This window comes from Pseudonocardia sp. UM4_GMWB1, from assembly GCF_017312155.1.
Taxonomy (GTDB): domain Bacteria; phylum Actinomycetota; class Actinomycetes; order Mycobacteriales; family Pseudonocardiaceae; genus Pseudonocardia; species Pseudonocardia alni.
Window position 1 is genome coordinate 2,178,844 of record NZ_QJPN01000001.1, and the last position, 14,134, is coordinate 2,192,977.

At 74.1% G+C, this 14,134-nt stretch carries 15 protein-coding genes; 2 read left to right on the top strand and 13 right to left on the bottom strand.

Annotated elements, in window-relative coordinates:
- Positions 1–256 precede the first annotated feature (256 nt).
- Both DMP15_RS10650 and DMP15_RS10655 read left to right on the top strand, forming a co-directional pair.
- Positions 257–1,780, top strand: a complete 1,524-nt coding sequence (locus DMP15_RS10650; RefSeq protein WP_337825792.1) for an alpha/beta hydrolase — start codon at positions 257–259, stop codon at positions 1,778–1,780.
- A gap of 41 nt (positions 1,781–1,821) precedes the next feature.
- The gene (locus DMP15_RS10655; RefSeq protein ID WP_253067334.1) at positions 1,822–2,412 is read left to right on the top strand and encodes a hypothetical protein; all 591 of its coding nucleotides are present in this window, start codon (positions 1,822–1,824) and stop codon (positions 2,410–2,412) included.
- A 445-nt stretch (positions 2,413–2,857) separates the two neighbouring features.
- Here the strand turns inward: DMP15_RS10655 and DMP15_RS10660 are convergent, their stop codons facing one another.
- From DMP15_RS10660 to DMP15_RS10720, 13 genes are all read right to left on the bottom strand, one after another.
- Entirely contained in the window at positions 2,858–4,348 is a 1,491-nt protein-coding gene (locus tag DMP15_RS10660; RefSeq protein ID WP_073577294.1) for a class I adenylate-forming enzyme family protein, read from the bottom strand.
- Between the two features lies 1 nt (position 4,349).
- On the bottom strand, positions 4,350–4,670 hold the full coding sequence (locus tag DMP15_RS10665; protein ID WP_073577293.1) for an EthD domain-containing protein: 321 nt from the start codon (positions 4,668–4,670) through the stop codon (positions 4,350–4,352).
- Between the two features lie 37 nt (positions 4,671–4,707).
- Positions 4,708–5,085, bottom strand: coding sequence for a hypothetical protein (locus tag DMP15_RS10670; protein WP_073577292.1), 378 nt, complete (start codon positions 5,083–5,085; stop codon positions 4,708–4,710).
- Positions 5,082–5,447: a nuclear transport factor 2 family protein gene (locus DMP15_RS10675; protein ID WP_073577291.1), complete on the bottom strand. Its 366-nt coding sequence runs from the start codon at positions 5,445–5,447 to the stop codon at positions 5,082–5,084. Before DMP15_RS10675 ends, DMP15_RS10670 begins: the two co-directional genes overlap by 4 nt.
- Before the next feature lie 117 nt (positions 5,448–5,564).
- Positions 5,565–6,206, bottom strand: a complete 642-nt coding sequence (locus DMP15_RS10680; RefSeq protein ID WP_337825793.1) for a TetR/AcrR family transcriptional regulator — start codon at positions 6,204–6,206, stop codon at positions 5,565–5,567.
- Between the two features lie 62 nt (positions 6,207–6,268).
- Complete coding sequence (locus DMP15_RS10685; protein WP_337825794.1) at positions 6,269–7,411, bottom strand: acyl-CoA dehydrogenase family protein; 1,143 nt, start codon at positions 7,409–7,411, stop codon at positions 6,269–6,271.
- Complete coding sequence (locus DMP15_RS10690; RefSeq protein ID WP_337825795.1) at positions 7,408–8,718, bottom strand: acyl-CoA dehydrogenase family protein; 1,311 nt, start codon at positions 8,716–8,718, stop codon at positions 7,408–7,410. The genes DMP15_RS10685 and DMP15_RS10690 overlap by 4 nt, the downstream gene beginning before the upstream one ends.
- A 12-nt stretch (positions 8,719–8,730) precedes the next feature.
- Entirely contained in the window at positions 8,731–9,876 is a 1,146-nt protein-coding gene (locus DMP15_RS10695) for a thiolase family protein (RefSeq protein WP_337825796.1), read from the bottom strand.
- Positions 9,873–10,286: a Zn-ribbon domain-containing OB-fold protein gene (locus DMP15_RS10700; RefSeq protein WP_073577286.1), complete on the bottom strand. Its 414-nt coding sequence runs from the start codon at positions 10,284–10,286 to the stop codon at positions 9,873–9,875. Before DMP15_RS10700 ends, DMP15_RS10695 begins: the two co-directional genes overlap by 4 nt.
- Entirely contained in the window at positions 10,283–11,095 is an 813-nt protein-coding gene (locus tag DMP15_RS10705; protein WP_073577285.1) for an SDR family NAD(P)-dependent oxidoreductase, read from the bottom strand. Before DMP15_RS10705 ends, DMP15_RS10700 begins: the two co-directional genes overlap by 4 nt.
- Positions 11,092–12,330 (bottom strand): acyl-CoA dehydrogenase family protein, encoded by a 1,239-nt coding sequence (locus DMP15_RS10710; RefSeq protein ID WP_337825797.1) that lies wholly within the window; start codon positions 12,328–12,330, stop codon positions 11,092–11,094. Before DMP15_RS10710 ends, DMP15_RS10705 begins: the two co-directional genes overlap by 4 nt.
- Positions 12,327–13,109, bottom strand: coding sequence for an SDR family NAD(P)-dependent oxidoreductase (locus DMP15_RS10715; protein WP_253067339.1), 783 nt, complete (start codon positions 13,107–13,109; stop codon positions 12,327–12,329). Before DMP15_RS10715 ends, DMP15_RS10710 begins: the two co-directional genes overlap by 4 nt.
- Positions 13,106–14,125 (bottom strand): phosphotransferase family protein, encoded by a 1,020-nt coding sequence (locus tag DMP15_RS10720; RefSeq protein ID WP_253067340.1) that lies wholly within the window; start codon positions 14,123–14,125, stop codon positions 13,106–13,108. Before DMP15_RS10720 ends, DMP15_RS10715 begins: the two co-directional genes overlap by 4 nt.
- Between the last annotated feature and the right edge of the window lie 9 nt (positions 14,126–14,134).

Genomic DNA, 14,134 nt, shown 5'->3' on the forward strand with positions numbered 1-14,134 from the left:
ATGCTACGTTTCTAGCACGTGCATGCTAGAAACCGCGTCGGTCCGGGCGTAGCACCCACCCGGCCGCGCCGCCGTCGAGCCCACAGCGGTCCGCGTCCGGCGCATCCCGGTCACGGTCGGCAGGTCCTTCCGCACCTGCAGGCCGTCGACCCGGCCGGACGCACATCGCCGCCGCACCCGGACCCGCCCCAGGAGAGACATGTCCTCGTATCGCCGACGCCCGCACCGATCGCGACGGACCGTGCCGCGTCTCGCCGTGGCCCTCACCGTCATCCCCCTCGTCCTGTCGGCGGCCTGCACGTCGGCGACCCCGCCGGAGCCCGCTGGGCAGGCGGACATGGCCGCCTACCTGACGCAGGAACCGGACTGGGGCAGCTGTACGGACACCGCGACCAACGCCGCGGACGCCGAGCTGTTCGCGAACCCCGCACTGGAGTGCGCGTCGGTCGAGGTCCCACTCGACTACGACGCCCCGGCGGGGGAGAGGGCGCGGATCGCCCTCACCCGTCTTCCCGCCCGGGGAGAGGCCGAGGGGTCACTGCTGATCAACCCCGGCGGCCCCGGCGGATCCGGCACGAGCTTCGTGGCGTCCTTCCTGCCCCAGTGGCAGAACGGTCCCGTCGCCGAGCGCTTCGACATCGTCGGCTTCGACCCGCGCGGGATCGGGGCGTCGACCCCGGCCCTCGACTGCTACACCGACGAGGAATACGACGCAGGGGACGTGCCCCGGTTCGGCGCCGTGTACGACATCACCAGCGCCGAGCAGGCGGTGGACCACGCGCAGCGCTGCATCGACGGCTCCGGAGGCGTCGAGAACCTCGTCAACGCCGGATCGGCGAACGTCGTGCGGGACATGGACATCATGCGGGAGGTCCTCGGCGACGAGCGGCTGACCTTCCTCGGCTACAGCTACGGCTCCGAGATCGGCGCCATGTATCTCGCCGCGCACCCCGACAAGGTCCGTGCCGTCGTGCTCGACAGCGCCGTCGGGCCCGACTGGACACCGAGCGAGCTCCGCCTCGCCCAGTTCACCGCCTCCCAGGCCCGGTTCGACGAGGTCGCCGCGCTCTGCGCCCAGTCACCCGACTGTGTCCTCGGGCCAGATCCCGCGGCGGCGAACGAGCGTCTGCACGAGATCGTCGCGCCGCTGGTCGGGACGCCGGTGCCCACCGCCGACGGCAGGGACGTGAGCGTCTGGGACGTCTACCTCGGGATCACGGCGGGCCTGGCGGCGGAGGCCCACTGGCCCACGCTGATCTCCGCTCTGACCGCGCTCGACGCGGGGCGGGCCGAGGAGATCCTCGCCCTGCGCGACGGCTTCTACAGCCGTACCGCCGACGGCGTCTACACCACGGACATCGATACGAACATCGCCGTGCGCTGCATGGACTGGCCCCGCCTGACACCGGAGGGGCAGACCGCGCACGCGCGCGAGGTCGCGAACGTCGCGCCGATGTTCGATGTCGACCTGCTGACGGGCGGGACCTTCCACGGTGAGTGCGAGGGCTGGCCGGCGCCACCGACCCGCGACGACCCGTGGCTGCCCGCCGAGGTCGAGGGCCTTCCCGAGACGCTCGTCGTGGGGGTCACCGGTGACCCGGCGACGCCGTACGAGGGCAGCGTCTCCATGGCACGAACCCTCGGCGCGAGCCTGCTCACCGTCGACGGCAAGCAGCACGGCGCCTACCTCCTCGGTGGCAGCGCGTGCGTCGACGATGCGGTCAACGCCTATCTCCTCGACCTCGAGACCCCTCCGGCCGATGCCCGATGCAGCCTCTGACCCGCTCGGGACCCCGTTCCCGCAGACAGGAGAAGGTGACGATGGCCCTCCGACCCGTTCGGCTCCACCAGGCACTGAGCCGCACCGTTCACACGATCACGCTGCCGGACCCCGACGGCCCAGCCGTCTGGGCCGTCGAGACCCGCACCACCGAGGACCACCGCGCCCGGCTCTACCGGGACGGGCAGCGCACCAGCACGGCCGAGATGCCCGCCACCTTCACCGTCCCCGGAGGGAGGATCGAGGTCGACGCCGGGTTGTACGGCGTCACCCGGGTCCATCTCGTCACCCCCGACGGACGGGAACGCAGACTGGCCCCGGCCCCGGGGACCCTGGAGCACCGGCGCGCAGCCCTGACCCGGGACCGCCCGCGTACGAGCCGGGCGATCGCCGTCACCGCCGTAGTGATCCTGCTGGTCAATCTCGTCCTCGCCACACCCGTATGGCTCGAGATGGTCACCTCGATCCCGGAGGTGGCGGACCGGGTCGGGACGTTCACCTCACCGGTGCTCCTGCCCGGCTGGCTGCTCGGGACCCTCACGGTCGCCGGTGTCGCCGCCGCCGTGGAACGAGCAGTCACCTGGCGGCACCACCGCATCGTCGACGCCGAGACCATCTGGACCTCGCTCTAGCTCGCACCTCCACCTCGTGACACCCCACCGACCGGGGAGACGACCGGCGTCTGGTCCGGCATCCTGTCGGCCCCGGACAGGAGCCGCACCGACGTCCTGGTGATCGGCGCCGGCCGTCCCTGCCGCAGTGGCTCGCACACGTGCACGTGTGCGGGCCACCACGCCCCATCCGACTCGTCGAAGTTCGCGACCCGGTTCCCCGAGTCCGCGGTCACGACCTACCGCGAGGGGAACGCCGCCGTCCTCCGCTGACGATCCGGTCCCCGACGAGGGAGGGGGACGTCTACGCGGTACCCGGTCAGCGGCGACCGGTCATCGCCGGTCCTGGACCTGGGAGGGGCCCAGCGGTCCTGATGCTTGTGCGTGATTCTGCTCGATCCATGCCGGCCATGGTCCGGATGTCGCTCGGGAGGGTTCCCGAGAACGAGGCGTGGGCAGGCGCCCGTCAGCTCGCTGCCGGGGTCGCGAGCCGACACGCCAGGCGGGTCGCCTCCGGACGCGACAGCTTTCCCACCCGGTTCTGGGGCAGGGCGTCCACGACGAGCACGTGTTCGGGCCACTTGCCCTTCGCCAGCCCCTCGGCGTCCAGATGCGCCCGGACGGCCTCGAGGTCGATGCCGGGCCGTGACGTCACGAGCAGGGCTGCCACACGTTCGCCGAGGACGTCGTCCGGGACGGGCACCACGCACACCTGCTCGACCGACGGGTGCCGGGCGAGCGCGCTCTCCACCTCGTGGATGTCGATGTTGCGCCCGCCGCGGATGATGATGTCCTTCTCCCGGCCCCGCACCGACACCCGGCCGTCGGCGTCGACGGACATCAGGTCGCCGGTCGTGAGGTAGCCGTCCGCGGTCAGGTCGGGGGGTGCGAGCCTGCCCGCCCCGGCGTACCCGGCGAACAACGACGGGCCTCGGACCTGGGCGCGCCCGACCGTGCCCGCCGGGACCCCGGCTCCGTCGGCGTCGACCACGCGCAGGTGGGTCCCCGGGAACGGCACACCGTCGGTCCCGAGCCGCACCTCCTCGGGGTCCGACGGCGAGGACGTCGTGTGGCCCAGGCACTCGGACATGCCGAACACCCGCAGGAACCGGGTGCCCAGCCGCTGCTCCGCACGGGCGAGAGCACCGCGGTCCATCGGGCCGCCGCCGACGGTCATGGCCGTCATCGCCGACAACATCCCGGCCTCGGGGGCCTGCATGCCCATCTGCAACGCCATCGTGGGCACGCACATCGTCCACCGGGCCCCGTGCGCGGCCAGGAGCTCCACGGCCTCCGGCGGGCTCCAGCGCCCGGCGAGCAGGATCGGTCCGCCGAGCATGAGCGGCAGGTAGAGCCCGAAGCAGACGGCTGCGGCCGAGGACAGAGGGACGAGGGCGCCGACCGGATCGCCCGCCCGCAGGCCGACCGCCTCGACGGTGGCACGCCCGGCATAGCGCAACGCCGCCTCGGTCTGGACCACCCCCTTCGCACGGCCGGTCGACCCGGAGGTCAGGCCGATCACCACTCCGTCGCCCCACCGGCCCGGCCGGGTCTCCACCCGGCCGGTCAGGGTCCACCCGTCCAGCACCGTGACCCGGGCAGGCCCCACCGAGCCGGTGTCCCAGGTCGAGGCACTCTGGGGTGAGGCGATCGCGACGTCCGGGTCCAGATCCTCCTGCGCCGCGGCGAACTCCGGCGCGGTCGCATGGCCGCTCAGCAGGGCGAGCGTGCCGTCCACCCGTCCGACGGCGAGGGCACAGACCACGGTCCGCCAGGTGTTCTCGGCCTGGAGCAGGACGGTCGGGCGCGGGCCGGTGCAGCCCGCCAGCACCTCGGCGAGCTCCCCGGCCGCCGCGAGGGTGGTCGCGAGGTCGTGCGGGCCGGCGCCGTCGATCGCGACGACCTGGCCGGGGTCGGCCCCGGCCCGGCGGTCCAGTTCGGTGACCAGCGCGCGCATCTCAGCCCTGCACCATCTCGCGCTCGTCGCCGAGCAGGGCGATCCGCCTGCCCCGCATGGACCCGACGTGTGCCACGGCGGCCTTCCACTCGTCGCTGGCGAGGGCCGCCCGGGCCGACTCCTCGTCGTCGAAGCTCAGGACCGACAACCCGTCCCAACCCTCGGAGCGTTCCTCCAGTGCGCTGCTCACGGCCGTGTGGCGCCACGCGCGCAGGCCGGGCAGCGGGTAGGTCATCTCCGCGTGCTCGCCGCGCCACCAGGTGATGAACTCGTCGTGGGTCCACTCCGGTGGACGAGCGGCGAGCAGGACGAGATTGAACATGACGCCTCCTTGCGCAATGGCCGGCGGTGCCGCCGGCTCAGATCGACTCGATGTCCAGCTGCGGCGAGCGACCGATCATCAGGGCCGCGACCCGGTCGTCGGCGTCGAGCCGGGCCGAGGCGACGAAGGTCGACTCGAAGGCGCCGGCGCGCCGGGCCTGGCCGAGGACCAGCTCGTCCCGGCCGACGACGGCCTCGGACAGGACGTGGTGGGTCAGTACGCCCTTCTCGCGCTGGTCGAGGTAGCCCTCCAGCTCGGCGCGCCCACCGTGGAAGTCGGTGGCGGCCCCGCCGCCGGTGCCGAACACGATCGAGAACCGGAACCCCGGTGCGATCAGGTCGAGGATCCGCTCCGGGGTGTCGGAGTCGATGGTGCCGAACCAGCGGGACAGCACGCTCCGAGTCGCTGCGCTCACGCCGCCACCTCCGGCTGCGGATACAGGGAGAAGCTCGGGTGGAAGAAGACCTGGTAGCGGGAGATCAACCCGCCCGGTGAGACGAGCGCGACCCCGGAGAACGCCCCGGTCCGGCGACCGTCCTGTTCGGTCACGACGCCGTACACCATCTCGAGGTCGCCGTCGACCGAACTCCGGAGCACCCCGTGACGGCGTCCGACGGGTGGACGACCGGAGATGTAGGCGGCGAGGTCGGCACGCCCGGACCCCGTCACCTCCCCACCCGGGAGCGCGATCAGGAACTCGATGTCCGGCTCGACCAGGTCGAGCCCGCTGAGCGGCTCGGCCCCGTCCAACCGGGAGTAGTAGTCGACGATGACCATGCGACCGTCCTCTCCGACGGGGGGATGTGATGCAGCGAAGCAACGACTTGAATTCAGTTCAGTACGACCATACGGCTCGGTCCCGGGCGGGACAAGACCGTCGGCCGGCGCTCGGCCTCAGGACCCGGAGGGCCCCTCGTCGACCATGCGGACGCAACAGCCCCCGATGAACCCGGCGATCGCCGGCAGCTCCAGCGAGCCGTCCGGGCGGTACCACCGCCAGACGCTCACGACCAGGCCGAGCAGGCTGCGCGCCATCATCAGCGGGTCGTGCCGGGCGAACTCGCCCCGGTCGATGCCGTGCTGCACGAGGTCGGCCCAGTTGCGTTCGATGCGCGCCACGAGCTTGCGGCACGCCTGGCGCTCGGACTCCTCCCGCTCCGAGGAGCGGCGACCGGCCAGCAGCGCGATGTTCGCCTGCAGGATCCGGTTCTGCTGCACCTCCTGCGGTGACACCTCGAAGGCCGCCCGCACCGCCGCACGCAACCCGTCGTGCGCCGTCGACGACTCGGCGACCGCGGCCCGGAACGCCTCGTCGGAGTTGCGCAGCCCCAGTCGCATGATCGTCAGCAGGCAGTGCGTCTTGGACTCGAAGTAGTGGTAGAGCGCCGGCTGGCCGATACCCACCCGGGTGGCGACCTCGGACCACCGGGTGGCCTCGAAACCGACCTCCCCGAAGCACTCGACGGCGGCGGCGAGGATGGCCGGCCGCTTCGAGCGGGGACCGTCGTCGGGCTCGGTGAGCGCGGCGATGCTCATCGTCGGGCCCCTTTCGCGTGGCGGTCGCGCCAGCGTAGCCGTTCGCCCGAACCGGCTTCGGGTCACGTCCGCGCGGCACCGAGCACCTCGTCGAGCAGGGCCGCGGCGCCGGCGGGCTCGCCGTCCGGCAGCACCCGGCTGGTCGCGGCCCGCCGGACGTGCAGGTGGGCCGGATGCTCCCAGCTGAACCCGATGCCACCGTGCACCTGGACGTTCTCGGCCGCCACCCACGTGTACGCCCGGCCGCAGACCAGCGCGGCGGTGCGGGCGGCGATCGGGAGGGCGGCCTCGTCGTCCGCCGCGCAGGCCGCCGCCCAGAGCGACGCCGACCGGGCCGCCTCGAGCTGGACCAGCATGTCCGAGCACCGGTGCTTCACCGCCTGGAAGGTCCCGATCGGCCGGCCGAACTGCACGCGGTCGCACGCGTGCCGCACGGCCATGTCCAGGGCCGCACCGGTCCCGCCGGTCTGCTCGCAGGCCAGCGCGGCGAGGGTGCGGTGACGGGCCCCGGACAGGACCGCGGCGGCGGTGTCGGGGCCCGCGACGAGCCGGGCCGGGCTCTCGTCCAGACCGACCTCGGCGAGCGGCCGGGTCGGATCGAGCGCGCGGACCCCGGCGGCCGTCGTCCCTGGGGACCCGGCGTCGACCGCGAGCACGACCGGCCCGTCCGGCGAGGACGCGGCGACCAGCAGGACGTCGGCCTCGGCCCCGTCGACGACCAGGTCCTTGCGACCGGTCACCCGCCAGCCGTCCGGGGTCCGGACGGCCCGCGCCGGGGCGTCGGCCGACGCGTCGTGCACCGCGACGGCCGCCGTCGTCGCGCCCGACACCAGCCGGCCGATCAGCTCGTCCTCGCCGGTCCCGGCCAGCACACCCAGCGCCGTCACCGACGTCGACAACCAGGGGAGGCGGGCCAGCGAGCGGCCCATCTCCTCGGCGACGACGGCGACCTCGCGGAACCCCGCGCCGGAACCGCCGAGGCGTTCCGGGACGTCGAGGCCCGCGGCGCCGAGCTCCCCGGCGAACCGCCGCCAGACCGTCCGCCGGTCCTCGGGGCCGGCCGGGCGGCCGTGCAGGACCCCGTCGGCGTCGCCGTGGCGGGCGAGGAAGTCGCGGACGACCTCCCGCAGCGCCTCGGCGTCGCCGTCGGGGGTCAGGGTCGGGATCGGAGCCCGGGCCGGGGCCGGAGTCGGCGCCGCGGTCATCGGACGGGCTCCGCGTCGTCGACGACCTCGGCGATCACGTCGGCGAAGCGCTCGCGGGCCCGGGCCCGCAGCGTCGGCCGGATGTAGGGCGGGAAGAGGCCGTCGTCGGGCTCGGTCCCGCGCAGCAGCGCCTGCGCGAGGTTGATCTTGTGGACCTCGGTGGCGCCGTCGGCCAGTCCCATGTGGAACGACTCCATGACCCACTTGCCGAACGGGAGCTCCTGGGAGATCCCCAGCGACCCGTGGATCTGGATGGCCCGCCCGGCGATGTCGGCGAGGACCTTCGGCATCGCGGCCTTGACCGCCGAGATGTCGGCCCGGACCCGCTTGTAGTCGTCGTAGCGGTCGATCCGCCACGCGGTGCGCAGCACGAGCAGCCGGAACTGCTCGAGCTGGATCCACGAGTCGGCGATCATCTCCTGGACCAGCTGCTTGTCCGCCAGGCGCGTGCCCTTGCTGCTGCGCGACACCGCACGGCGCTTCATCATCTCGAAGGCCGACTGCACCAGACCGACGGTGCGCATCGCGTGGTGGATGCGGCCGCCGCCGAGCCGGGTCTGGGCGACGGCGAACCCCTCGCCCCGCCCGCCGAGCAGGTTCTCGGCCGGTACCCGCACGTCGGTGTAGCGCAGGTACTGGTGGGTGCCGACCGGCTCGTCGTGGCCCCACACCGACACGTCGCGCACCCGTTCCAGGCCCGGCGCGTCGGCCGGGACCACGAACATCGACATCGACCGGTGCGGCGGAGCGTCCGGCTCGGTCACCGCCATCACGATGAGGAACTCGGCGAACAGGGCGTGGCTGGAGAACCACTTCTCGCCGTTGATCACCCACTCGTCGCCGTCGAGCCGGGCGGTGGTCCGGAACCCGGTCGGGTCGGACCCGCCGTGCGGCTCGGTCATCGAGAAGCAGGACACGATGTCGCCCTCGACCAGCGGGTCGAGGTAGGTCCGCTTCAGGTGGTCGGTGCCGTAGTGCGCGAGGATCTCGGCGTTGCCCGAGTCCGGGGCCTGGCAGCCGAACACGACGGGTCCGGAGTGGGTCCGGCCCAGCTTCTCGTTCAGCAGGGCGAGACGCAGCTGCCCGTAGCCCTCGCCGCCGAGCTCCGGACCGAGGTGGCAGGCCCACAGCTTGCGCTCCCGGACCTGCTGCTGCAGCGGTCTGATCAGCGCGTTGCGGACCGGGTCACGCGGGTTCCACGCGTGCTCGACCACCTGGTCGACGGGCTCGACCTGCTCCCGCACGAACGTCTCGACCCAGTCGAGCTCGGCCTGCCATGCCTCGTCGGACTCGAAACCCCACGACATACCTGGTCCTCCTCAGCGTGTGAGCACCGTGCAGGCGGAGATGCCCGGTGCCCCGTAGACGTGTGTGAACCCGACCCGCGGCCCGCCCGGGACCTGTCGGAGGCCGGCCTCGCCGCGCAGCTGCAGCACGTTCTCGTGCACCTGCCGCAGGCCCGACGCCCCGATCGGCTCCCCGTTGGCCAGGCAGCCGCCGTCGGTGTTGACCGGCAGCCGGCCGTCGATCGCGGTCGCCCCGGACCGGATGAGCTCGTCCTGCTCGCCGTCGGCGCACAGTCCGGTCTCGGCCATGTGCATCAGCTCGGCCCCGGACTCGGTGTCCTGGACCTGCGCGAGGTCCACCTCGGACGGCGCGACGCCGGCCTGCTCGAACACGGCACGGGCGGCCTCGACGGTGGGGGAGTCGGCGCGGTCGGTCGCCAGCCACGGGGAGAAGACCTCGAACGAGCCGTAGCGCCGGCTGCGGAACGCCGCGCCGCGCAGGAACACCGGGCGGTCGGTGTGCTCGCGGGCCCGGTCGGCCCGGCACAGCACCAGCGCGACCGCTCCCTCGCCCGGCGAGCAGTACATGTACTGGGTCAGCGGGTCGGAGATCATCGTCGAGGCGGCGATCTCGGCCGCGCCGAGCTCCTTCCGGCGCCAGGCCATCGGGTTGGCGGCCCCGTTGCGGAACGCCTTCTCCGCGACCATGGCGAGCAGGTCCGGGTCCATGTCGTGCTCGTGCAGGTAGCGCTGGATCTTCATCCCGAAGAACTGGGTGGTCACCATGAGCCCGGTCTCGCCGTACCAGGAGCCGATGCCGTGGTCGGCCGGGTCGGTGTCGAACGCGCCCCGGGGGTGCTTGTCGAAGCCGATGACGATGCCGAGGTCGTGCGCCCCGGAGGCGATCGCGGCCTGGGCGGCGATCAGCGCCGAACCGCCGGTCGCGCAGCCGTTGTGGACGTTGATGAACGGCAGGCCGGTGAGCCCGAGCTCGGACACGAGGGTGTCGGCGTCGCCGGCCGAGTGCGAGCCCCCGAAGCCGAAACCCATGTCGGAGAACCGGAGGCCGGCGTCGGCGAGCGCCGCGCGCGCGGCGTGCACGGCCTGCGCCCGCCCCGGGACGCCCTCGGTGCGGCCGAACCGGTGCATCCCGGCCCCGATGATCGCGACTCCGGTCATGAGAGGTCTCCCGCGGGGGCGAAGGCGAAGGTGTGCGTCGGTCCGTCGTCGGCCTGCCGGAACGGGACGATCGCGAGCTCCATCGGCATGCCGATCCGCAGCCGGGCCGGGTCGGACTCGGTGAGGCGGGCCTCGACCAGCAGCTGCCCGTCGAGCTCGACGTAGCCGACGCCGTAGGGCTCGTGGCCCGCGGTCCCGGTGTAGGGCGGCTTGGGCCGGAACCCCTGCACGGTCCAGGTCCACAGGGTCCCCGTGCGGTGCAGCGGCACGTCGGCCATCCGGGCGCCGGAGCAGCGCGGGCAGCCGGTCTGGCGGGGGAAGGTGTGGGCCCCGCAGTCGGTGCACCGGCTGCCCAGCAGCGCCGGGCCGTCGGGGGTGTCGGTCAGCAGCCCGTCGTCCACGAACGTCACGGCGCGGCCAGCCGTCCGCCGTCGACGGCCAGCAGGCTGCCCGTCGTGTAGCTCGCCGTGGGCCCGCACAGGTAGAGCGCGGCGCCCACGATCTCGGACGGTTCGCCGACCCGCCGCGACGGCCAGCTCCGGGCCATCTCGTCGACGGCCGCCATGTCCCAGGAGGCGCTGATGTCGGTGCGGAACGGCCCGGCCACGATGGTGTTGACCCGGACCGTCGGGCCGTACTCCTGGGCGAACCCCGCGGTGAGCGTGTTGAGCGCCGCCTTGGCCGCGGCGTAGGGGAGGTCGCCGGCGGTGGGGCGGCCCGAGGCCATGGAGGAGATGTTCAGCATCGCGCCGCCGCCCCGTGCGGCCATCCGCCTGCCGGCGACGGCCATCATCCGGAACGGGCCCTTGAGGTTGACCGAGACGATCTTGTCGAACAGCTCCTCGGTGACGCCGTGCAGGCTCGGGTACACCGGCGCGATCCCGGCGTTGTTGACCAGGACGTCGACCGGCCCGAGGCCGTCCTCGACCTCGTCGAGCAGACCGTCCAGCCGGTCCCACTCGCCGACGTGCGCGCCGTGCCCGGTCACCCGCCGCCCGGTGGCCTCGGCCAGCTCGGCGGCCAGCCCGGTGCAGGCGTCCTTCTTCCGGGAGACGATCGCGACGTCCGCACCCGCGGCGGCGAACGCGATCGCGATCTCCCGGCCCAGGCCGCGTGAGCCGCCGGTGACCAGCGCCCTCCGCCCGGTCAGCGGGGCGCCTGCGGCGCGCGCCCGAGCGACGGCCTCGGTGACGGTGCTACCCGTCGCGGTGGTGCTCATCGGGGGACGTCCTTCCATGCCACACCGCGGTCGGCGCGGGGTTCCGGCGGGAGGCCGAGCAGCCGCTCGGCGATGATCGTGCGTTGCACCTCGTCGGAGCCCCCGGCGATCCGGTAGCCCGGTGCGCCGAGCACGTGCTCCACCCAGCGGTGGGTGCCGTCCCCGGCGTCGGCGACCAGCCTCGGGCCGAGGACCTGCGCGGCCGCGTCGGACACGAGCGCCAGCCGCTGGGCCCAGACGAGCTTGCGCAGCGAGCCGACGGCTCCGACGTCGGTGCCGGCCAGCCGGGCCTCGCGGTCGCGCTGGGCGGAGAGCTCGGCGATCCGCTCGGCGACCCAGACCTCGCCGAGGATCCGGCGGACATCGGGATCGTCGGTCCGGCCCAGCGCCCGCGCGTCGCCGAGCAGGTCGGCGAACCCGCCGCCGAGGTCGGCGTTCGCGCCCGAGTGGCCGCGTTCGAAACCCAGGGTGGCCAGGGTGACGCCCCACCCGCCGCCGACCTCGCCGAGGCGCAGCGTGTCGGGGATGCGGACGTCGTCGAGGAACACCTCGCAGAACGACGTCCCGCCCGACATCTGGCGGAGCGGCCGGACCTCGACGCCGGGGGTGTCCATCGGGAGCAGGAACGCGGTGAGGCCGCGGTGCTTGACGGCGTCGGGGTCGGTGCGGCAGATCAGCTCGCCCCAGCCGGCGAACTGCGCCCCCGAGCTCCAGACCTTCTGCCCGTTGACGACCCAGCCGTCGCCCTCGCGGACGGCCCGGGTGCCGAGCCCGGCGAGGTCGGAGCCCGCCGAGGGCTCGGAGAACAGCTGGCAGGCCAGCTCGTCGCCGCGCAGCAGCGGGGTGACCAGCAGCTCGCGCTGGGCCGGCGTGCCGAACAGGCGCACGGTCGGGGCGACGAGTGCGGTGCTGACCGAGGTGAGCTCGTGCTGGCCCGGGGTCTCGAACTCGCGCTCGACCTCGGCGAACACCTCCTCGTGCAGGTCGCTGAGCCCGGCGCCGCCGTCCTCGACCGCCCAGGTCAGGGCGCCGTACCCGGCGTCGTACCGGGTCCGCGTCCAGCCCTGGACGCGTGCGATCAGGGCCCGTTCCTGCTCGTGCGGCAGATCGTGGAACACGGCCACCGAGCGGTCGTGGCGCTCGCGGCGCGGGGGCAGGTGCCCGGCGACCCAGGCGCGGGCGGTACGACGGAACTCCTCGAGCTCCGCGCGGCTCGGCGGGGCGGTCGGCGTCATCGGGCGGTCCACCCCCCGTCGACGGTCAGGACCTGACCGGTCAGGTAGGAGCTCGCCGGCGTCGCCAGGAACAGCAGGGCGGTGTCGAGCTCGTGCAGACGTCCTGGACGTCGCAGCATCGTGTTCCTCCCGATCCAGCGGACGGACCGCTCGTCGGCGAACAGGTCGGTGTTCATCTCGGTCGCGAACCAGCCCGGGGCCAGCGCGTTGACCCGGACCCGGTCGCGGCCCCAGTGGCCGGCGAGCTCGCGGGTGAGCCCGAGGAGCCCGGCCTTGGAGGCGGCGTAGCTCGCACCGCCGAGCGGCGCGGCCGACACGAGCCCGAGCACCGAGCCGATGTTCACGATGGACAGGCCGTCCGACCCCGGGTGCCGGGCGGCGAGCTGGGACAGGTGGAAGGGGGCGACGAGGTTGGTGTCCAGCACCCCGGCGAAACCGGCGGCGGTCTCCTCGGCCGGCGGGCCGGAGCCCTCGACGCCGGCGTTGTTGACCAGGACGTCGACCGTCCCCGAGCCGAGCGCCCGCGCCGCCTCGATCAGGTTCTCCCGGTCGGCCCCGTCGGCGACGTCGGCGACCACCGGGTGCAGGCGGTCGTCGCCGTCGGCGACCTCGGCCAGGCGCCCGGCCCGCCGCGCGGCGACGACGACGGTCGCGCCCGCCGCGGAGAGCACGCGCGCGAACCGTGCGCCCAGCCCGGAGGACGCCCCGGTGACGACGGCGGTCCGGCCGGTCAGGTCGAACAGCTCCGCCGGGGCGGGGGCCCGGCCCTCGGCGGTCACGACGGGCTCCGGTCGAGCAGGGCGGCGGCCGAGCCGATGAGCGCACGGATCGTGGGCGGCAGCTGCTCCTGGACCGGGTCGTGGTGGCGGCCCTCGCGGTGCCGGCGCAGGTTGTGCCCCATGATCGCGGCCATCTTCAGCCGCCCGAGCGCGCGGAACCAGGTCGTGCCGGCGGCGGTGCCGCCGTCGTCGCCGCGGGCGGCCCGGTAGGCGTCGTCGAGCTCGTCCTCGTCCGGGAGGCCCGAGACGACACCGCCGACGCCCGGGAACAGCGCGCCGTCGGTGAACACCCCGAACCAGCCGAGGTCGACGCGCGGGTCGCCCAGCCCCCAGATCTCCCAGTCCACCAGCGCGGTGGGCGTGGTGCCGGTGCACAGGAGGTTGCCGAGCCGGAAGTCGCCGTGCACGAGCACCGGGGGAGCGGGCTCGGGCACGGTCGCGGCGAGCCGTTCGAGGAGCTCCGCCGCTCCCGGGCGGATCCCGGCCGGGACCGCGTGCATCGTCCGCGTCCAGCGGGCGAGCTCGTCGGCCGGCCCGGCGACCTCGGGCCGGACGCCGCCGGCCCGGACGACCCCCGCGACGAGCCGGTCGACCGGGACGGCGTGCAGCGCCCCGAGGACACGCGCGGCCGCGAGCATCCGCAGCCGGCCGAGCACGTGATCGGTGTCGGACGGCTCGAGGACGGGCTCGGACGCCGTACCCTGCGCGAACTCCATCGCGAACCAGGCCGGTGCCTCGTCGCCGCGGGCGACGACGGCCGGCACCGGTACCCCGCTGCCGGCCAGCGCCGAGAGCACGTGGGACTGGCGCAGGACGTCGTGGCGCCCGACCGGTTCGCGGCCGGGCGGCACCGCCTTGACCACCAGCGGCATCCCGCCGGCGTCGATGCGGTAGGTCAGGCCCGAGCGGCCGCCCTCGAGCGCCGTCAGGGGGCCTGCGGCGCCCGCGCCGAGCTCGGCGCGCACCCGGGCGGCGAGCTGCGGATCGGCGTCCGCCGGGGTGTGGGTCCGGGGCATCGCTGTCCT